At 62.9% G+C, this 20431-nt stretch carries 12 protein-coding genes; 8 read left to right on the top strand and 4 right to left on the bottom strand.

The genetic code is table 11. The features are described 5' to 3' along the window. Positions 1-52 precede the first annotated feature (52 nt). Positions 53-1003: a GlxA family transcriptional regulator gene (locus NDJ82_RS15415; RefSeq protein ID WP_112195733.1), complete on the top strand. Its 951-nt coding sequence runs from the start codon at positions 53-55 to the stop codon at positions 1001-1003. 150 nt (positions 1004-1153) lie between these two features. Next, the gene (locus tag NDJ82_RS15410) at positions 1154-2623 is read left to right on the top strand and encodes an ATP-binding protein (protein WP_250925795.1); all 1470 of its coding nucleotides are present in this window, start codon (positions 1154-1156) and stop codon (positions 2621-2623) included. On the opposite strand, the gene NDJ82_RS15405 is transcribed toward NDJ82_RS15410, so the two are convergent. Both NDJ82_RS15405 and NDJ82_RS15400 read right to left on the bottom strand, forming a co-directional pair. Further along, positions 2570-5332 carry an ATP-binding protein gene (locus NDJ82_RS15405; protein WP_250925794.1) on the bottom strand — a complete coding sequence of 921 codons (2763 nt, stop codon included), beginning with the start codon at positions 5330-5332 and terminating at the stop codon, positions 2570-2572. The two genes, NDJ82_RS15410 and NDJ82_RS15405, sit on opposite strands and share 54 nt — an antisense overlap. 58 nt (positions 5333-5390) lie before the next feature. Next, a complete protein-coding gene (locus tag NDJ82_RS15400; RefSeq protein WP_099586840.1) occupies positions 5391-5789 on the bottom strand; it encodes a helix-turn-helix domain-containing protein in 399 nt (132 codons plus the stop codon). 204 nt (positions 5790-5993) lie between these two features. On the opposite strand from NDJ82_RS15400, the gene NDJ82_RS15395 reads away from it, so the two are divergent. The 6 genes from NDJ82_RS15395 to NDJ82_RS15370 all read left to right on the top strand — a co-directional run bounded on the left by NDJ82_RS15395 (position 5994) and on the right by NDJ82_RS15370 (position 14793). Continuing rightward, positions 5994-6905 carry a LysR family transcriptional regulator gene (locus NDJ82_RS15395; RefSeq protein ID WP_112195727.1) on the top strand — a complete coding sequence of 304 codons (912 nt, stop codon included), beginning with the start codon at positions 5994-5996 and terminating at the stop codon, positions 6903-6905. A 1069-nt stretch (positions 6906-7974) separates the two neighbouring features. Next, the gene (locus NDJ82_RS15390; RefSeq protein ID WP_250925793.1) at positions 7975-10311 is read left to right on the top strand and encodes a putative bifunctional diguanylate cyclase/phosphodiesterase; all 2337 of its coding nucleotides are present in this window, start codon (positions 7975-7977) and stop codon (positions 10309-10311) included. A gap of 195 nt (positions 10312-10506) precedes the next feature. Beyond that, on the top strand, positions 10507-11175 hold the full coding sequence (locus NDJ82_RS15385) for a methylamine utilization protein (protein ID WP_502941240.1): 669 nt from the start codon (positions 10507-10509) through the stop codon (positions 11173-11175). Further along, positions 11159-13507, top strand: a complete 2349-nt coding sequence (locus NDJ82_RS15380; RefSeq protein WP_112193645.1) for a bifunctional diguanylate cyclase/phosphodiesterase — start codon at positions 11159-11161, stop codon at positions 13505-13507. The genes NDJ82_RS15385 and NDJ82_RS15380 overlap by 17 nt, the downstream gene beginning before the upstream one ends. Positions 13508-13516: 9 nt before the next feature. Further along, on the top strand, positions 13517-14374 hold the full coding sequence (locus NDJ82_RS15375; protein ID WP_250925792.1) for a DUF3034 family protein: 858 nt from the start codon (positions 13517-13519) through the stop codon (positions 14372-14374). Next, positions 14374-14793, top strand: coding sequence for a group I truncated hemoglobin (locus NDJ82_RS15370; protein WP_099583533.1), 420 nt, complete (start codon positions 14374-14376; stop codon positions 14791-14793). Before NDJ82_RS15375 ends, NDJ82_RS15370 begins: the two co-directional genes overlap by 1 nt. 721 nt (positions 14794-15514) lie before the next feature. Here the strand turns inward: NDJ82_RS15370 and NDJ82_RS15365 are convergent. Together NDJ82_RS15365 and NDJ82_RS15360 are read right to left on the bottom strand one after the other, a co-directional pair. Next, positions 15515-17926: a glucose/quinate/shikimate family membrane-bound PQQ-dependent dehydrogenase gene (locus NDJ82_RS15365; protein ID WP_250925791.1), complete on the bottom strand. Its 2412-nt coding sequence runs from the start codon at positions 17924-17926 to the stop codon at positions 15515-15517. A 382-nt stretch (positions 17927-18308) separates the two neighbouring features. Continuing rightward, positions 18309-20327 (bottom strand): TonB-dependent receptor, encoded by a 2019-nt coding sequence (locus NDJ82_RS15360; protein ID WP_191958218.1) that lies wholly within the window; start codon positions 20325-20327, stop codon positions 18309-18311. Positions 20328-20431 lie beyond the last annotated feature (104 nt).

Below are 20431 nucleotides of genomic sequence, written 5' to 3'. Positions count from 1 at the left end.
AAGGCATGCCATAATGCCTCCCGCTTTCTTCCCCTCGATGGATCCTTCTTGTATGAAAACCGTGGCCATGGCGCTGTTCCCGGACTTCCTCCTGCTCGACATGGCCGGGCCGCTCGAAGTGTTTTCCATCGCCAACCGCTACCTGCCGGCGGCGGCGCATTATCAGATCCTTACCATTGGCACCGAACCCGGCCCGTTGCGTGCATCCAATGGCGTGGTGGTGCAGACCGACCTGTTGCTGGAGCACGCAAACGGCGCCTATGACCTCTTGCTGGTGCCCGGCGGCCCCGGTGCCTATAACGAATGCCATCCGGCGCTGCTGCCTTGGCTCAAGGCGGCGGCGCCCCGGGCGCGGCGCTTCGGCTCGATCTGCACTGGCGCCTTTGTGCTGGGCCACGCCGGGTTGCTGGACGAGCACCGCGTGACCACCCACTGGCACTACACCGAGCGACTGATCAAAGCGTTCCCCAAGGCCATCGTCGAGACCGACCGCATCTACCTGCAGGACGGGCGGTTGATTACCTCGGGCGGGGTCACGGCCGGTATCGACCTGGCGCTGTCCATCGTTGCCCAGGACCATGGCAAGCAGGTGGCCGTGGAGGTGGCCAAGGTGCTGCTGGTGGTGATGAAACGCCAGGGCGGCCAGGCGCAGTTCAGCCCGATGACGGCCGCCGTGGCGCCTCAGGAAACTGCGATCACCCGCGTGCAGAACCACGTGCTTGCACACTTGGAACAGCCGTTCACCATCGAGTCCATGGCCGCGTTGGCCGGCATGAGTGCGCGCCACTTTGCCCGGCTGTTTGCCAAGGACGTGCAGATGACGCCCATGGCCTTCCTGCAAGGGGCGCGCATCGACCGTGCCCGGCAATTGCTGGAAACCACCGACCTGCCGCTCAAGACTGTGGCGTTTCACGCAGGCTTCGGCAGCGTGCGGCACATGCGCTTTTTATTCAGTGAAAAACTCGGCCTCAACCCTACCCAATACCGACAGCAGTTCAGTTAACGACAGGATGTCCGTCTCGCACACCCGATTGTCCGTATCGCTCCCTGTGCCAGCATTGTCCTGTCATGGGTAGCTGGCAAGAATAGCGTCGAGCCCACGGAAAAGGATGCGCGAACGCCCAAGGCCGGGTGTTTCAGCGCGATTGCAGACATGAACGACCCTCAGGCGATGGACGCGGATAGCACGGTGCGCTTCGGTGCCTATGCCTTTCACCGGCAGCAGCGGCTGGTGAGCAAGGCGGGTTGGCCGGTGCCGTTGGGCGGGCGTGCGCTGGATATCCTCGCGGTGCTGCTGGAGGCGCCTGGGCAGTTTGTCAGCAAGGCCATTCTGATCGAGCGGGTCTGGCCGCACAGCGTGGTGGAAGAGAACAATCTGCGGGTACACATCGCCGCGCTGCGCCGTGCCCTCGACGGGCAACGCTTCATCCTCAATGACCCCCAGCGCGGCTATTGCTTTGCCGCGCCCGTGCAGGGTATGGCTGCGGCGGTGCTGCCCCGGCATAACCTGGCTGCGCGGCTCAGCCCGGTGATGGGGCGGGATGAACTGCTGGGGGTGCTGGTGCGGCGTTTGTCCGGACAGCGCCTGATGACCCTCACCGGGTGCGCCGGCGTGGGCAAAAGTACCTTGGCCCTGGCCCTGGCCGAGCGTGTATTGCCGCGCTACCGCGACGGGGTGTGGTGGGTCGACCTGGCCACCGTCGAGTCGCCGTTGATGATGCTGCGCCACCTGGCCACGGCATTGCACCTGGAACCCAGCGGCAGCGCCACTGAGCTGTGCCGCCAACTGGTTTCCCGGCAATTGCTGCTGGTACTCGATGGCGCCGACTTGCTGCTTGGCGCCTGTCGACATCTGCTGCGTGTGCTGCAAGAAAACGCGCCCCAGGTCAGCGTGCTGGTCAGCAGTCGTGAAGTCTTGAAGGCCCCCGGCGAATGGGTGCAGCGTGTGCCCCCACTGGGTGTGCCGGCTCCGTCGGCACTGGGCAGTGTCGAGCAGGCAATGGCGTTTCCCGCCGTGCAACTGTTCGTCGCGCGGGCGTGCGCCGGTCAACAGGGCTTTGTATTGCGAGACCCTGACCTGGCACCGTTGCGGGATATCTGCCGGCGCCTCGACGGTATTCCCCTGGCCCTCGAACTGGCCGCTGCCCAAGTGCATGCCCTCGGTGTGCGCGGTGTGCAGATGCAAGTGTGCCGGGGCTTGCAGGTTCTCACGCGGGGTCGTCGTACGGCGGTGGAGCGCCACCAATCCCTGAGCGCCGCGCTGGATTGGACCTACCAGCGCCTCTGCCTGCCGGAACGCTGGCTGTTTCTGCAAATGAGCCTGTTCAAGATGGCGGTGACCTTGCCCACCTTGAGTGAGCTGGTGGCCGGCACAGAACTGGAGCATGCCGACCTGACTTACTTGCTGACGCGGCTGGTCGACACCTCGCTGCTGAACCTTGAACCCGGCCCCGGATACCCGCGCTATCGCCTGCTCAACAGTGTGCGCAGTTATGCCTTGGCACTCCTGCGCGACCCGCAGCAGGTGGCGCGTTTGCAACAGGGTTATGGGCATTACCTGGGGCCGTTTTCAGGCCGGCCGTTTGTCTTGCAACTCGTCGAGCAGGCGGCGTACGCGGATTAGATCCTGGGTAGCGAAGCCCTCGGTAAACCGCGCATAGACGCCACCCAGCAGGTCGCGGGCGGCCGGCACACGGCCTTGGGTGCGCCACAGCCGCGCCAGGCTGTCCGCGCATCGCAATTCCCAAGCCAGCGCGCCTTGCTGGTGCGCCAGGCCCAGGGCTTCAAGCAGCAAGGTTTCGGCTGCCTGTGCATCGGCCATGTGCTGGGCGCGCACGCGCAGAATCTCCGGGGTGCACCAGCCGGCCGCACCGCTTCTGGCGCGCTCGAACAGAGTGTCATTCACCGCGATGGCATTGAAGGTCACCAGGATGTCCTCGACCAACCCCAGCCCCTGCACTTCGGCAATCTGCATCGTGCCCTCGTAGCACTGCGCCCAGGCGTGGAACAACGGCACCGAGTGTTTTTGCGCCTGCTGCAACAGCAGGTCCAGCTGATCGCGGGCCACAACGGTGTCGCCGTTGTACTGGGCGATCACCACTCCGGCCAGGGCCAGGGTGTAGCAGATCGACGTGCTGTGGTTGATCTGCAACGCCAGCGCCAGTGCCTGGCTTGCGGTGCGCCATGCCTGTTCGGGAAAACCACGCAGCCACAGGATACGCGCGAGGATGGTCAGCGACGCCACGCTCTGGTCGTACTGCACGCCAAAACCATGGGTAAACCGATTGAGATGGCCGCTCTGGGCCATGCGCTGGATCACCTGCTCGGCATTGTGCTGCGCCAGTGCCTGGTGGCCGGCGAAGTGCTGCGCCAGCACTCTCAGGCGCTGGGCGCTGAGGTCCAGCAGCGGTGCGGCGTGTGGCCCCAATTGATCGAAATGCAGGCTTTGCTTCAAGGCCTCGCGGTAATTGCCGCCGCACAGGCTGACCGCCATTTGCCCTGACACCGCACGCAATTGGCCAGTCAGGTTTTTGTCAGCTTCGGCCAGGCGCCGTGCACAGGCAAAGGCTTCGATCGTCTGCGACGTCCCCCCTTGGGCATGATAGGAAAAACTGCCGAAAGCCAGCTGCAACGCCATGTGCAAGCGCTGGCTCGGCGCACTCGATTGCGCCAGCCGCGCCAGGGCTTTGCCCACGTAAAGGCCATGCTCACGCAGCAGCGACAGCTCCTGCCATAACGGCATGGCGCTGACGGTGAGACGAATGCCCAGCAAGTGCACGCCCTGGTCGCCCAGGCCCCAATCGAGGGCGGCACGGATGTCTTCGCGCAGCGGGGCATAGCGGTCGATCCACGACTGGGTCGCGATCAGTTCCCAATCGTCCTGCGCCTGGTCCATCAACGCCAGGCAGCGGTTGGCGTGGCGTTCACGGGTGGCGTCGAGCTCGTTGGCGACACTGAGTTTTTCCAGGGCGTAGGTGCGGGTGATATCCAGCAGACGGTAGACCATCTCTTCATCGCCGGGCTCCACATTGAGCAAGGATTTGGCGACCAGTTGAGTGATCGAACCGAGCACTTCGGCCGGTGCGATCTGCTCCCCGGCAATCACCGCCGCCGCGCTGGCCAGGCTGAAACCGCCCCGGAACACCGCGAGACGGCGCAGGCAGATTTGCTCGCACGCCGTGAGCAGGTCGAAGCTCCAATCCAGGGTCGCGCGCAAGGTTTGATGCCGGGGCAGGGCGCTGCGCCGGCCACGGGTGAGCAGGCGAAAATTGTCCTCCATCTGCACCAGCAACCCCGGCAGGCCGAAGCGCTCGATCTGCGCCGCCACTAATTCAATCGCCAGGGGAATGCCGTCCAGGCGCTGGCAGATATCAATCGCCAGAGGCAGTTCTGCTTCGCTGAGTGCGAAGCTGTCCTGATGGGACATGGCGCGCTCGATCAGCAGTTGCAGGGCCGGATAGCCCAATGCCTGGGCGCGGTTGCCAGTGGCGGGCGGGCAGGCCAGGGGTTGCAGGCGTTGCACCGACTCGCCTTCGGCGCGCAAGGCTTCGCGGCTGGTGGCCAGGATGTGCAGTTTGGGCGCGTGGCGCAGCAGGGTTTCGCTGATCAGCGCGATGTCGTCCAGCAGGTGCTCGCAGTTGTCGATCACCAGCAGCACTTGGTGCTCTTGCAGGCGGCGCGCGAAGGTGGCCAACGGTTCGTGCTCGGTATGGGGCACGTCGAGCAGGGCGGCGAGGTTGGGCAAAATCATCGACGGCGCGCTGAGGGGCGCCAGATCCAGCAGCCGGATACCGTCGCGGTAATGCCCGATCAACAATTCCGCCACGCGCAACGCCACGGTGGTCTTGCCGATGCCGCCAGCGCCGGTCAGGGTGATAAAGCGTTGCTCGGGCAAATGCTGCACCAACGTGTCGATCAGCGCCTGGCGGCCGAGCATGCGGGTGCGGCGCAGCGGCAGGTTGTGGCAAGGGCGTTGGGGCGCGCCTTCGGTGGGTAGGCTCATTGGCTCGATGCTCAGTGGCGCGACAAAACTGTAGCCACGCTGGGCCACCGTGACGATATAGCGCTGCCCGGCCTGGCCATCGCCCAGCGCCTTGCGCAACGCCGCCATATGCACCCGCAGGTTGCCGTCTTCCACCACGCTTTTGGGCCAGACCCGGGCAATCAGTTCCTGTTTGCTCACCACATTGCCGGCCTGCTCCAACAGGATCAGCAGGATATCCACGGCCCGCCGTCCCAGGCGCAACGGGCGACCGGCCTCCAGCACCAGGCGCTGGCGCGGGTGGATACGGTAGGGCCCGAAGTGCACGGCCTGATCGCGTGGGTCACTCATGGGTGGCCATGCTCTGGAGAAAGTAAGCGGCCAGCATATTCCAGGTGCGTGCAGACCACTAGGCAGCGATCTCTTGAGGCTTGTGACGCAGTTGGTGGTTTCGCCAGGTCATCGGGTTGACGCCTACGCTGCGAGTGAACATGTGGCAGAAATGCGCCTGATCGCAGAACCCGCATTCCAGGCTGATCTGAGTCAGGCTCAGGGACGATTGCGTGATTAATTCCTTGGCCCGCTGGATGCGTTGCAGGCGTATCCATTCCTGGGGCGACAGCCCGGTGGTGCACTTGAATGCACGGGAAAAATGGCTGCGCGACAACGCGCAGGCCTGGGCCAGGTCGGCAATCGCCAGGCTTTCGCCGAGGTTGGCGAGGATCAATTGCTTGGCGATACGCTCGCGCCGGGGGCATAGGCCGCCGGTAGCGGATAAGCGAGGAGCGCAGTGCTCGGTTCGGGCCATGACGAATATCCGCAGTCGATGGGAGCGTTCCCGGTGAATGGGTGCAGTGTAGATGGCGTCAATCTTGTTGCCGGACCGTCTGGCTGACGAGTTAATCGTTGTTAATTTCGTCAGGTGCAGTCACGGAAAAGACAGCACAGGCATGCAATCAAGCCAGTGTTTTGCGTGCTTAGCTGGCAGCCTGCCAACCGTTTGGATATCGCCATGAACCGCAACGACCTGCGCCGCGTCGACATGAACCTGCTGGTGATTTTCGAGGCGCTGATGTTCGAGAAGAACCTGACCCGGGTCGCCGAAAAACTCTTCATGGGCCAACCGGCGGTGAGTGCGGCGTTGGGCCGGTTGCGCGACCTGTTCGACGACCCCTTGCTGCTGCGCAACGGACGAGGCATGGAACCCACGCCACGCGCCCTGGCGATCCTCAAGGAGCTGCAACCGGCTATGGACACCATCTCCGGCGCGGTCAGCCGCGCCAAGGATTTCGACCCTTCCACCAGCTGTGCGGTGTTCCGCATCGGTTTGTCCGACGACGCCGAATTTGGCCTGTTTCCGCCGTTGCTCAGCCAGCTCCGCGAAGAAGCCCCCGGCATCATCGTGGTGGTACGCCGTGCCAATTACCTGCTGATGTCTGCGTTGCTGGCCAGCGGCGAGATTTCCGTGGGAGTGAGCTACACCACCGAACTGCCGGCGAATGCCAAGCGCAAGAAACTGCGGGATATTCCGTGCAAGGTATTGCGTGGGGATGATGGGGTGGCACCGCTGACACTGGATGATTACTGCGAGCGGCCCCATGCGATGGTGTCGTTCTCCGGGGACCTGAGCGGCAACATCGACCTGGACCTGGCCCGCATCGGCCGCGCACGGCGGGTGGTGCTGGCGGTGCCGCAATTCAGCGGGTTGCGCGCGTTGTTGGCGGGGACGCAGATCATTGCGACCGTGCCGGATTATGCGGCGTGTGCGTTGACTGAGGGCACCACGTTACGGGCGGAGGATCCGCCGTTTGCGATTGATGCGGCGGAATTGTCGATGGTGTGGAGTGGGGTGCATGACAATGATCCGGCGGAGCGGTGGTTGAGGATGAGGATTGCGGAGCATATGGCGGGTGGGGTTGGTTGATTGGCTGATTGGTTGAGTACATATCCGTTGCTGCGGTTACGGCGGCTTATGGTTCCGCCCTTACGGCGGCTCACTTTTGGAAAGACCCAAAAGTAAGCAAAAGGTCTTCGCCCCACCACTCGGTGCCTCGCCTAGGCTCGGCATGCCCGTAATCCGACATTGATTTGGGGGGCCGCCGCCACGCGCCATCCATGGCGCAGGGCGGCTAAACCGGCATCCCTGCCGGTTTACCCCCCAAATCAATATCGGATTCCGGCCAGCGTGGTTGACGGGGCGATTCCCGATCAAAAGCAAGAGCGCGGCGGCCTTAGAGCCGACCGGTGTTGTGTCAGATGTACTGGGTTAAAAATGTGGGAGAGGGCTTGCCCTCGATAGCTGTGGATCAGTCACAGCTGCATCAGCTGACACTCCCCCATCGGGGGCAAGCCCCTCCCACATTTTGATCTCCATATATCAGATAGATCTCAGCCTGCTTTGGATCTGCTTTGGATCTGCTTTGGACCTGCTTTGGACCTGCTTTTGATCTGCTTTTGCTCTGGCTCTTACATCCTTTTCGCTGACGAAGTCAGCGGTCTTTTGATCTGCGCTTTTGATCTTGATCTCAGGCGCCCCGTCAAACACGCTGGCCGAACGCAGGCTTGAATCCGTGGGTAACCCGGCAGGACGCCGGGTTAGCCGCGCTGGGCCAAGGATGGCCCATCGCGGCGGCCCACGGATTCAAGCCGGAGTGAGGGCACACCGAGCCTAGGCGAGGTGCCGAGTGTTGGGGCAAGAGCCCTTTGGTTACTTTGGGGCTTTTCCAAAGTGACCCGCCGTAAGGGCGGAACCAATATCCGCCATCACCCAAATAACGGATATGCCCACAATCAACCCAAGGGTCGCCAATAAACCGCCACCCAACTCCCCGATTTTATTGGATGCACTCCCCCCAACTCCCAGCTAATCTCCTCAAACCAAATACTCACTCCAAATAGATGTTTTTTTGACGCCGGGTCAGCTGTCGCAAGGAATGCACATGACACAACGACGGAGTGGCAGAAAGCGGCGAACACTGCCAGAGGGCACCGCCATGACGTGGCGCCATACGTTCCAAACCCGTATCGCCGGGGTGCTGGCGTTGCTGCTGCTGGTGGTGGTCGCCGCCACCTATTTCGCCGTCAAGGCCGCCACCACCCGCGCGGTGGAGAACCAGGCACAGGTCCAATTGAAAACCGGAACCCAGGTGTTTGAACGCCTGCTGGACCTGCGCGGGCGTCGCCTGCAATACGGCCTCGGTTGGCTCACCGCCGACGGCCCGTTCAAGCAGGCCGTGGCCGAAGGCAAGACGGTGCCGATTCTGGCCGCGCTGCGGCGGCATGGCACCGGCATCCGCTCCAGCGAAGTGTTTGTACTGGGCCTGGAGGGCAAGGTCGTAGTCAGCACCTTGCCCATCCTTGCGCGCGGGCAGCTTTTTCCCTATGACAACGCCTTGCGCCAGGCACGGCGCAACGGCCTGCAAATGCTGATTGTGGCCCTGGACGGGCGACCTTACTTGCTGGTGCAGGATCAAGTACTCGATCCATTGCCCATCGCCCGCGTCGTCATGGGCTTTCCCATGGACCAACTGTTTGCCAATGAACTGCGCTCCATGAGCAACCTGGAGGTCTCGTTCCTCAGCGTGCAGGGCGGCAAGCCTGGTCCCTTGTTCAGCACCCAGCCTGAGGCTTATCAGGCCGCCATCCTCAGCCTGCTGCACGATGCGCCGCTGAACCCGCAGGCGCAGATCCAGTTGTTTTACGGTCAGCGCGTGCTAAGCCGAGTGTTGCCGCTCGCCAATTCCGGTGACGGCGACGACGTGCGCGTACTGCTGCAAAGCCCGCTGGACCACGCACTGGAATCCTTTGCGCCACTGGATCGGCAGTTCCTCGGGATTGCCCTGGCGGTGCTGCTGGTGTCGTTGGCCGGCGCGTTGTTCCTGGCGCGGCGGGTGTCGCGCCCGCTCAACGCGCTGGTGGAGGCGGCCGGGCGCATCGGCGCGGGTGACTACCGCACGCCGGTACGGGTGCGCAGCCACGATGAATTCGGCCTGTTGGCCCGTGCCTTCAATGCCATGCAAAGCGGCATTGCCGTGCGCGAACGGCAACTGGCCCATAACGCCCTCCACGACCCACTGACCGGCCTGCCCAATCGCGCTCTGGCAATGGAGCGCCTGGGCAGTGCGATCAGTGCGCGGCGGCCGGTGGTGTTGCTGTATCTGGGCATCGAGAACTACCGCGTCATCAACGAAGGCTTCGGCCCGCAAGGCGTGGAAGAAATGATGCGCGAAGCCAGCCGGTGTCTGTCCATGAGCCTGTTGGCCAGCGACACGGCTGCACGCATCACCGGCAGCGAATTCCTGTTGCTCCTGGAAAACACCGAGATCGACCGCGCCGTGGCCCGCGCCGACCGCCTCTACGCGCTGCTCACCGAACCCCAGCGCATCGGCAGTCACGAAGTGCGCCACGAGGTCAGTATCGGCATCGCCGCGTACCCCGCCGACGGCCAGCACGTGGAAGAGTTGATCAGCCGCGCCGCGATTGCGCGCCACGATGCAACGACGCTGCCCGGCTATCTGCAGGTCTACCAACAGGACCGCGACCTGGCACACCAACGCCAGATCAGCTTGATCCGCGACCTGCGTCGTGCGGTCGTCGAAGGTCAGTTGTACCTGTGCTACCAGCCCAAGCTCGACCTGCTGCACGGTCAGGTACGCCAGGCCGAAGCCTTGCTGCGCTGGCAGCACCCGACGCTGGGGCTGGTGTCGCCCGCCGAATTCATCCCCCTGGCCGAACGCACCGGCAGCATGGGCGGCCTGACCCAGTGGGTGATTGAAGAAGCGATCCGCCAGATCGGCGAATGGGCGCAGCGCGGACTGCCTATCCAGCTGTCGGTGAATATTTCGGTGGACGACCTGGCCGATGATGAACTGGCGGTCCGTGTCACCACTTTGCTGACGCGCTACAACGTGCCGGCCCAGCAACTGATTTTCGAGATCACCGAAAGCGCGATCATGCACAACCCGCAGCAGGCCCTCAGCGTGCTGGAGCAACTGCGCGACTGTGGCATCAGCCTGTCGGTGGATGACTTCGGCACCGGCTATTCGTCGCTGGCGCAATTACAGCGTCTGCCGGTGCAGGAGTTGAAGATCGACCAGTCGTTCGTGCGCAACCTCGACAGCGCCACGGGCGATGGTGTGATCGTGCGCTCCACCATCGAAATGAGCCACAACCTGGGGCTCAAGGTGGTGGCCGAAGGCGTGGAGTTCGAGCCGAGTCTCAAGCTGCTCAAACAGTGGAACTGCGACACGGCCCAGGGCTACCTCATCAGCCGGCCACTGAATGCAATGGCGTTCGAGAGGTGGATGCGCTGCGAGCACGCGCAGGTCTGATGACCCGCTGCTACAGTTTCTATGGTCCAGGCCGATAGGCTTTACAAGGCTTGACCGTTTGCACAGTTATTTACCGACCAACGGTCAAGTATCCAGCGCTATTGAGTGATGGCATTATGCCTTGATTGCGGCATCATGACCGCACATCGCTGTGCCAAGGCTGGCCGCTCATTTTCCATTTTTTGCGGATCGACCATGGCCCGAATTTTTCCTTCGATCTCCCTGATGCTGATGCTGGCGGGCTCTGCCTCGGCGGCCACGCTGGACCTGTCGTTCAAGCAGGCCGATGGCAGCCCGGTGGCGGATGCGATAGTCACACTGCAAGGCCCGCCCGCCGCATCGGCCGGCGTGCTCACGGCCAATATGGACCAACGTGGCCAGCGCTTCGCCCCCCATGTGCTGGCGGTCCATACCGGCACCCAGGTGCGTTTCCCCAATAGCGATAACATCCGGCATCAGGTGTATTCCTTTTCTACGGCCAAACGTTTCGAATTGCGCCTGTACGAAGGCACGCCCGCCGAGCCGTTGCTGTTCGACAAACCCGGCGTGGTGGTGCTCGGCTGCAATATTCATGACTGGATGCTCGGCTACATCTACGTCACCGACGACCCGCACTTTGGCGTCAGCAACGCCCAGGGCCAGGTACACCTTGAGCAGTTGGCGCCCGGTGATTACCACGCCACCCTGTGGCACCCGCAACTGAAGGATATGCAGCCGTTGGACGGCGGCACCTTGCACGTGCCCGCCGCAGGCCTGAGCCACAACGTAGTGCTGGCCCTGGAGCCCGCGTCCGAAGACCTTCCGCCCACGCCAAGCGCCTTTGGTGATGCCTTCAATCGAGCTGCCCGTGAAACTGCGCAGTAGTTTCCAGGCGCGGGTCGCCAGCGTCCTGATCCTGCTGTTGCTGGTGGTGATCGGTGCGCTGTATTTCAGCGTCAAGGCAGCCACCAGCTCAGCGGTGCGCAGCCAGGCGCTGGCCCAGCTGGATGTGGGGGCGCGGGTCTTCGAACGCTTGCTGGACGTACGCGGTCGGCGCCTCGCCGACGGCGTGCAACTGCTCGCGGCCGACTTCGGTTTTCGCGATGCCGTGGCCAGCGGCGACTCGGCGACGATGCGCTCGGTGCTGCTCAATCACGGCAAGCGCATCAACGCCAGTGACATGATCCTGCTGGGCATGGACGGCAAAGTCCTGGCCAGTACTCTGAGCGAAGTGCCCGAAGGCTCGACCTTCACCTATGACCAGTCGCTGCGCGAAGCCCGGCGCAATCGCCAGGCCATGCTGATCGTGCCGCTGCAAGGCAAGCCGCACCTGCTGGTGGAAGCCTCGGTGCTGGCGCCGCTGCCGATTGCGCGGGTGGTGATGGGCTTCAGCATGGACGGCGCGTTCGCCGGTGAGTTGCGTTCGTTGAGCAACCTGGAAGTGTCGTTCCTGGCGATCGAGAAAGACCAGCCTGGCGAGTTGGTCACCACCCAACCCCAAGCGCTGCACGAGAGCATCCAGGCACTGATGCAGGGCGATTCCACGCGCCGAGGCGTGTCCACCACCGATCACCTGGAACAGAGCTTCCTCAGTCAGTCGCTGGTGTTGGCCAGTGATGAAAACGGCAAAGTCCTGGCCTTGCTGCAAAGCCCGCTGGACGCGGCGATGCAAGCCTTTGTGCCGTTGGATGAAAAGATCCTGGTCATTGCGTTGGTCGCGTTACTGGCGTCGCTGATGGGTGCCTTGCTGCTGGCGCGTAGCGTGTCGCGTCCGGTACAGGCCTTGGCGCTGGCGGCCGAGCGTATTGGTCAGGGCGATTACCAGACGCCCGTTGCCCTGGCCCGCAGCGACGAGCTGGGTTTGCTCGCCAGTGCGGTCAACTCCATGCAAAGCGGCATCGCCGAGCGCGAACAGCAGCTTGCCCACAATGCCCTGCATGATCGCCTCACCGGCCTGCCGAACCGCGCACTGGCCATGGAGCGCCTGGGCAGTGCCATTGCGTTGAATCGACCGGTCGCCTTGATCTACCTGGGCATCGACAACCTGCGCGCCGCCAGCGAAACCGCCGGGCCGGATGCAGTGGACCAATTGCTGCTGGCCGTCTGCCGTCGCCTGGAGGCGGTACTGCGTCCTGGCGATACCCTGGCGCACCTGATCGCCGACGAGTTTCTGCTATTGCTCGAAGGCGCCGGCAGCGACGAGGCGGTGGGCATGGCCGACAAACTCCAACAACTGTTGCTGCGCCCCCAGCGCATCAACGGCCATGACTTGGCGCTGGACTGTCGCCTGGGTATCGCGGCATTCCCGGCCGACGGCGAAAGCCCGCACACCCTGCTTGAGCGTGCGGCCATCGCCATGAAAGACGCCGCGCAAATGCCCGGTCGCCTGCAAATCTACGAGCACGGCCGTGACCTGGCGCACCGTCGCCAGATCACCCTGATCCGCGACCTGCGCCACGCGCCTAACCAGGGCCAGTTGCTGCTGCATTACCAGCCCAAGCTGGACATTCGCCAGGGCACCGTACGTCAGGCTGAAGCCCTGTTGCGCTGGCAGCATCCGCAGTTCGGCATGGTCTCGCCGGCGGAATTCATTCCCCTGGCCGAACGTTCCGGCAGCATTCAACTGCTGACTCACTGGGTGATCGAAGAGGGCATTCGTCAGCTGTGTGAATGGAACCGCCGTGGCCTGTACCTGCAGTTGTCGCTGAACATCTCGGCGGACGATTTACTCGGCGATGAGCTGGCCCACCGCGTCTCGGCGTTGCTGCGTCGCTATGGTTTGCCGGCGGAGCAACTGGTGTTCGAAATCACCGAAAGCGCAGTGATGCGTGAGCCGGAAAAAGCGCTGAAAGTCCTGCACCTGCTGCGTGATTGCGGCATCAGTCTGTCGGTGGATGACTTCGGCACCGGCTATTCGTCGCTGGCTCACCTCAAGCGCCTGCCGGTGCAAGAGTTGAAGATCGACCAATCCTTTGTCCGTAACCTCGATGAAACCAGTGAGGATGCGGTGATCGTGCGTTCCACCATCGAGATGAGCCACAACCTGGGCCTCAAAGTGGTCGCCGAGGGCGTTGAATACGCCCACAGCCTGCGTCTGCTGGAGCGCTGGCAGTGCGACACGGCCCAGGGTTACCTGATCAGCCGGCCCTTGAGCGCCGACGCTTTCGAAGCCTGGGTGGCGTTGCCCCTCAGTGCGCAAACTTCCCTGGTTCATTGAGTGGCTGACGTGCGTCTTTCTCTATTGCTCGGCTGCCTGGTCGCCCTGACTGTGCAAACCACCCTGGCCGATAACGGCCGCCTGATCGCCACCGGCGGTGCCAGCAGCATCGAGGGCACGGCGGGCGGCGGTATCACGCCGTGGGCGGTACTGGCCGGCTACGGTGAACAGCACGAATGGGGCGCGACGGCGTTCGCCACCACGGTCAACCTGCCGGACTATCGGCTGGACGTGGCGGGGCTGGCGCTGGCCTATGACAACCGCGTCGAAGTGTCTTTCGCCCGCCAGCGCTTTGACCTTGGCAGCCTGGTGCACAAGCTCAATCTGCCGGAAGACAATCTTGGTCAGGATGTGCTCGGCGTAAAGGTGCGCCTGTTCGGTGATGTGATTTACGACCATTTGCCCCAGGTGTCCCTCGGCCTGGAATACAAGCACCAGACCAACTTCGACATCCCCAGCCTGGTCGGTGCCAGGCGCGACAGCGACGTGGAAGGCTACCTGGCCGCGAGCCGTTTGTTCATGGGCGCCGCGTTCGGCTACAACGTGCTCGTCAACGGCAGCCTGCGCTACAGCCGCGCCAACGAAACCGGTCTGCTAGGCTTTGGCGGCGACCGCCGTGACAGTCGCAGCCTGCTCAAGGAAGGTTCGGTGGCGCTGCTGTTCAACCCGCGCTGGGCGGTGGGCGTGGAGTACCGCGAGAAACCCGACAACCTGTCGTTCGCAGGCGAAAGCGACTGGGCCGATGTGTTTGTCGGCTACTTTCCCACCAAGCATCTGTCGTTTGTGCTGGCCTATGCCCGGCTTGGGGAGATCGCCACCTTGGATAACCAGAACGGCACCTACCTGTCGGTGCAAGGGAGTTTCTGATGCGTTTCCTACCGATCGCCCTGGTGCTGCTGCTCAGCGCCTGCGCCCAGCAACCGCCCAAGGACGACAGCCTGTACCGCGACCTTGGCGCCATGCCCGGCATCACCCGGATTGTCGAAGGCATGCTGCTCAACATCGCCCGGGATGAGCGCATCGTCGAACGCTTCCGGCGCGTCGATATCCAGCGCCTGCGCAACAAATTGATCGAACAGTTCTGCGTCGAAGCCGGCGGGCCGTGCACCTACACCGGCGACAGCATGGCCGAGAGTCACAAGGGCCAGAACGTGAGCCGCAGTGACTTCAATGCGCTGGTGGAGGATTTGATCAAGGCGATGGACAGCGAAGGCATTGCGGTGCCGGTGCAGAATCGGTTGATTGCCCGGTTGGCGGTGATGCGTGGGGAAGTGATCGAGCACTAGTCACCTGAACACCACGGTTCAAATGTGGGAGGGGGCTTGCCCCCGATGGCGATGGGTCTGAGTACATATCCGTTGTTTAGGTAACGACCACCTACGGTTCCGCTCTTACAGCGGCTCACTTTTGGAAGAGCCCAAAAGTAAGCAAAAGGCTCTCGCCCCACCACTCGGTGCCTCGCCTAGGCTCGGCATGCCCGAACGCAGGCTTTGGAGCGTGGGCCGCCGCGATGGGCCATCCTTGGCCCAGCGCGGCTAACCCGGCGTCCTGCCGGGTTACCCACGCTCCAAAGCCTGCGTTCGGCCAGCGTGGTTAACGGGGCGACCCGAGATCAAAAGCAAGAGCGCGGCGGCCTTAGAGCCGACCGGTATTTCATGCCAGTGACCATTCAAAATGTGAGGGGCACTACCTCTTCGACGTAGCGCTGTCGCGCAACAAACTGGGGCCGCCTACAAAACCCCAGTTTTAGAGGTGATTTTTAACTCTTTAAAATCAGTAACTTATTTTATTTTTGATAAGGGCTTGCTCCCGTTGGACTGCGCAGCAGTCCCATTCTTGGGGCCGCTTCGCGGCCCAGCGGGAGCAAGCTCCCTCGCCACAGGTACGGTGTTCGTCCTTAACTGACTGGCATTGGGGCAAGCCCCCTCCCACATATTGATCTGTGTTGTTTATGAAAAAGGCGGCTACCTGTTTAGGGTAGCCGCCTTTTTTTACCGCCGATAAAGCTTAATCCGGCAGTTTAAACGCCATCACATAGTCACCCTGCTTGGTACCCAGGGAACCATGACCACCCGCCACGACCAGCACGTACTGCTTGCCGTCCTTGCCGGTGTAGGTCATCGGTGTGGTTTGCGCGCCGGCTGGCAGGCGGCCTTCCCACAGTTGCTTGCCGTTTTTCACGTCGTAGGCACGCAGGTACTGGTCGAGGGTGCCGCTCAGGAAGGACACGCCACCGGCAGTGGTGAAGGTGCCGCCCAGGCTAGGCACGCCCATGCTCAGCGGGATCGGAACCGGCGAGCTGTCACGCACGGTGCCGTTCTTGTGCATCCAGATGGTTTTGTGGGTGGTCAGGTCGACCGCCGCCACATAACCCCACGCCGGTGCCTGGCACGGCAGGCCCATTGGCGACAGCATGGCTTCGAGGATCACACCGTACGGCGCGCCTTTGTTCGGCTGTACGCCTTCGGTTTCGCTGACGCGAGGGCCTTGCTTGGCGATGTCGGCGGCTGGGATCAGCTTGGACTTGAACGCCATGTAGCTAGGGTTCACGAAGGCGATCTGGCGTACCGGGTCGACGGAAATACCACCCCAGTCGAACACGCCGAAGTTACCTGGGTAAACGATCGAGCCTTGCAGCGATGGCGGGGTGAACGCGCCGTCGTAGCGCAGGGATTTGAAATCGATGCGGCACAGCAGTTGGTCGAACGGCGTCACGCCCCACATGTCGCGCTCTTTGAGCGGCGGCGGCATGAAGTTCAGCTCGGACTTCGGCTGGGTAGGGGAGGTACGGTCGCCCGCGACTGCGCCTTGCGGCACGGCCACTTCATGGACCGGCACCACCGGTTGGCCGGTTGCACGGTCCAGCACGTAGATGCTGCCTTGCTTGGTCGATGCCATGACGGCCTGCTTCACGCCGGCGTCGGTCTTGATGTCGATCAGCGACGGCTGCCCGCCCACGTCCATGTCCCAGAGGTCATGGTGAGTGAACTGGAAGGTCCACTTCACGTGGCCGCTGTCGATGTCCAGGGCGGTCAGGCCGGCGGAATATTTCTCGGAATCGTCGGTACGGTCGCCGCCGTATTGGTCGGGCATCTGGTTGCCCATCGGCAGGTAGAGCATGCCGAGTTTTTCATCCACGGCGAACATGGACCACATGTTCGGCGAGTTGCGGGTGTAGGTCTTGCCTTCGGCCAACGGGGTGGTGTCGTCCGGGTTGCCGCTGTCCCAGTTCCACACCAGCTTGCCGGTGTGCACGTCGAACGCGCGGATCACGCCGCTTGGCTCGTCGGTGGAGACGTTATCGGTCACGTGACCGCCGATCACAACCAGGTTCTTGGTCACGGCCGGTGGCGAGGTGGAGTAGTAACCGCCTGGGGCGAAGCTGCCGATATTGGCACGCAGGTCGACCTGGCCTTTGTCGCCGAAGTCTTCGCACATCTTGCCGGTGTCGGCGTTCAGGGCGATCAGGCGGGTGTCGGCGGTCGGCACGAAGATGCGTTTAGGGCAGGCATTCGGCGCGGCGGCCGGGCTGGCGCTGCCGGTCGGGCTCTGCTCGGACGCGTAGGCGGCGTCATCGTGATACGACACGCCACGGCAGGTCATGTGCGCCCAACCCTTGAAGTTCTCAGCGCCCTGGCTGCTGATCTTCGGATCGAAACGCCAGATTTCCTTGCCGGTGTCCGGGTCCAGGGCAATCACTTGGCTGTGCGGGGTGCACACGTAGAGCATGCCGTTGACTTTCAGCGGGGTGTTTTCCGCGGTGGTCTCGCCTGGATCGTTCGGGCCAGGGATGTCGCCGGTGCGGTAGGTCCACGCCGGCACCAGCTTGTGGGCATTCTCCGGGGTGATCTGCGCCAGCGGCGAGTAACGGTCACCGAAGGACGAGCGACCGTAGGAATTCCAGTCGCCATCAGCCTGGGACGGCGCAGCATTGGCCATGCCCGGCACCGCGTCGCGGTCCAGTTGGCCTTTGATTTCACCAGGGTTGGTGAACTGGCTGGCGAGGGCGGCAGCGCCGGCCAACACCACGGCCACGCTCAGCGCGCCAGTGCCCAGCGGGGCAGGTTGGCCACGCAGCAACGGACGACGAAACCACGGCAGCAACATGACGATGCCCAGGGCGAACAGCAGCGCCAGGCGTGGCACCAACTGCCACCAGTCCAGGCCGACTTCCCACAATGCCCACACGGTACTGGCGAGCAGCACCAGCGCGTACAGACCCAGCGCCGCACGGCGGGTCGCCAGCAGCAGGACGCCGGTGAGGGCGATGCCGATACCGGCCAGCAGGTAGTACAGCGACCCGCCGAGCATTGTCAGCTTGATACCGCCGGCCAGCAGGGCCAGGCCCATGATCAGCAGCAAGACGCCTAGCAACCTGGGCAGCAGGCGGCTTGGGCTTGAAGCACCATCAGTGCTCATAGTGTGTTTCTCCGTGACGTTGGAATAATTGTGTAACCCCGTGCTTCACTCACTGTAGATGACGATTCGGCACAGGCTTGGTTCAGCGTTAATTCGGTTTTTCTGAGGATCGGGAGGGTTATCCACAGGCCGGCGATTTATCCTTGGGCGCAGCTCGGTGTAAGACAGCGCTGTCTTGATGGCTAGGAATATTCAGCAAGATGGGGTCGACCGGGAGGTGAAACGTTTCAGATTGTTGCGAAGGATAAAGCGCGGAGGCGTTTAGAGAAAGCCTGAATCGCAAGATGCATCATTTCAGATTTGGTAACAGTGACGAAGTGTCGCTGCAAAAAATGAATGTGGGAGGGGGCAAGCCTCCTCCCACAGGAGATTTCCAGTGTTTTTAGAAGCTGGTGCGCAGGCCCACTTGCACGCTCCTGCCCGGGGCGGGCGCCACATCGCGCAGGATCGAACTGGCATAGCGCACGGTCTGGTTGGTCAGGTTTTCACCGTTCACAAACGCCAGCCACTGGCTGCCGCCCATGTTGAAGTGGTAACCCGCGCTCGCGCCCAAAGTGGTGTAGCCATCAGTGCCGCTTTCGTTATCCGGTACTCGGCCCTGGCCCGCTGCGTGTTCCACGTCGATGCGCGCCTGCCAGCGGTCAAGTTCCCACAGCAGGCCGCTGTTCAAGCGCAGCGGTGCAATGCGCGGCAAGGCTTCGCCGGTATCCAGGTTGGTGGCACGGGTGTAGTCGCCCGACAACTCCAGGGCGAATTTGCCGTAGGCGCCTTCGCCGAGCTTGATGTGATCCTGTGCCTCAAAGCCGGCGAAGCGTGCACGCACGCCGGAATATTCGTACTCGGGAATGCCACCCGCGTCTTCTTCACCGTCATCATTCAGCGTACGACCGGTGCCCAGCAGGCCGATGTAATTGGAGAAGCGGCTGTAGAACACGCCGAAGCTGCCTTTGTGGGTGCCATTGTCAAAGCGCAGGGCCAGGTCGCTGGACACGGCTTTTTCTTTCTTCAGGTTGGCGTCGCCCAGTTCATAGGTGCCAGTGGCGACGTGGGCGCCGTTGGCATACAGCTCGTAGAAGGTCGGCGCGCGCTCCGTGTAGCCCAGGGTCGCGGCCAGGGACCAGATCGGCGTCAGCGTATACACCGCGCCCGACGACAGGCTGCCGGCGGTGAAGTCGTTGGATGTGTCGGCACCGGCAAAACGTGCGTTGCCCTTGGCGTCCGGGTCGACGCTGGTGTGTTCCAGGCGCCCGCCGAGGCTGAGCTTGAGGCGCTCGGTGGCCTGCATTTCTTCAAGGATAAACAGCGCGCCGGCGTTGGTGTCGGTCTGCGGCACGAAGGCTTCTTCACCGAGGGCCGAGAATTCGTTGCGGGTTACCTGGGCGCCCACCACGCCGTTGAACGGGCCGATGGGCTGGTGACGCGCTTCCACGCGGGCTTCATAGCCCTTGTTCTTGAAGATCGTGCCGGTTTCGCCGCCTTCGATTTCGCGGTGCTCGTAGTCGGTGTAGCCCGCGTCGAGTTTCACCGAGGTGAACGGGCCTTGCAGGTTGCGGATCTCGGACGCAAAGGCGTAGTGATCCTGCTTCATGCGGATGCGCACTGCCTGTTCGGCAGGCGAGCCGTAGTTACTGTCGTAGCTGCTGTAGGACAGCCCGGCATAACCGTCATCCCAGGTGTAGGAACCGCCCACCGCGCCGCCGTCCTGGCGCCCGTCGCTGTTGCCCAGGCGCCCGTTCTTGCCGGGGCCGTCTTCGCTGTCCGGTGCGTGGCGGCTGCGGGCCTGCCCTGGGATTTTCAGGTCGTTGAATTCCCGCGCATTGGCGTCCAGGTGCAAGGCAAACGTACCGTTGCCGGCTTCCAGTTTGCCCGCGCTGCTGCGGGTGGTGTCGGCGCCGCCGTAGCGCAATTCACCGGCACCGTGAATGCCTTCGATGGCCTCGGTGGGGATGCGGTTGTCGAAGGTGTTGACCACGCCGCCGATGGCGCTGCCGCCATATAGCAACGCGGCCGGGCCACGCACGATTTCAATGCGTTCGACGTTGACCGGGTCCAGCGGCACCGCATGGTCATAAGACAGCGACGAGGCATCCAGCGCGCCCACGCCGTTGCGCAGGATGCGAATGCGGTCGCCGTCCTGGCCACGAATGATCGGCCGGCTGGCGCCTGGGCCAAAGTACGAAGACGACACGCCCGGCTGCTTGTTCAGGGTTTCGCCAAGGCTGCCTTTTTGTTGCAGGGTCAGGTCGTCGCCTTCCAGCACGGTGGTCGGTGAGGCGAGCTGCTCGCTGCCCAGCGGGTTGCCGGTGATGACTTGGGGTTGCAGTTCCAGCGCGTGGGCTTCGGAGCAGATCAGCAGGGCGGCGGCAAGCGGGGTCAAGCGCCACAGGGAAGAGAGGGACATCGGACATTCCTTGGCAAAACGACGAAAAGATTTGAAAGTTATAGTTACAATATAACATCTCTTTTTCGTGATCCACGGGAACTTTTTATCAGTGGGTGGGCGGG

The organism is Pseudomonas sp. SR18, from assembly GCF_023701505.1.
Classification (GTDB): domain Bacteria; phylum Pseudomonadota; class Gammaproteobacteria; order Pseudomonadales; family Pseudomonadaceae; genus Aquipseudomonas; species Aquipseudomonas cyclaminis.
The sequence above is the reverse complement of the archived record's forward strand: the minus strand, read 5'-3'. Positions and strand labels throughout refer to the sequence as shown.

Coding starts and splice junctions, on each gene's coding strand:
- NDJ82_RS15415 (WP_112195733.1), top strand. CDS start 53: ATGAAAACCGTGGCCATGGCGCTGTTCCCGGACTTCCTCCTGCTCGAC.
- NDJ82_RS15410 (WP_250925795.1), top strand. CDS start 1,154: ATGAACGACCCTCAGGCGATGGACGCGGATAGCACGGTGCGCTTCGGT.
- NDJ82_RS15405 (WP_250925794.1), bottom strand. CDS start 5,332: ATGAGTGACCCACGCGATCAGGCCGTGCACTTCGGGCCCTACCGTATC.
- NDJ82_RS15400 (WP_099586840.1), bottom strand. CDS start 5,789: ATGGCCCGAACCGAGCACTGCGCTCCTCGCTTATCCGCTACCGGCGGC.
- NDJ82_RS15395 (WP_112195727.1), top strand. CDS start 5,994: ATGAACCGCAACGACCTGCGCCGCGTCGACATGAACCTGCTGGTGATT.
- NDJ82_RS15390 (WP_250925793.1), top strand. CDS start 7,975: ATGACGTGGCGCCATACGTTCCAAACCCGTATCGCCGGGGTGCTGGCG.
- NDJ82_RS15385 (WP_502941240.1), top strand. CDS start 10,507: ATGGCCCGAATTTTTCCTTCGATCTCCCTGATGCTGATGCTGGCGGGC.
- NDJ82_RS15370 (WP_099583533.1), top strand. CDS start 14,374: ATGCGTTTCCTACCGATCGCCCTGGTGCTGCTGCTCAGCGCCTGCGCC.
- NDJ82_RS15365 (WP_250925791.1), bottom strand. CDS start 17,926: ATGAGCACTGATGGTGCTTCAAGCCCAAGCCGCCTGCTGCCCAGGTTG.
- NDJ82_RS15360 (WP_191958218.1), bottom strand. CDS start 20,327: ATGTCCCTCTCTTCCCTGTGGCGCTTGACCCCGCTTGCCGCCGCCCTG.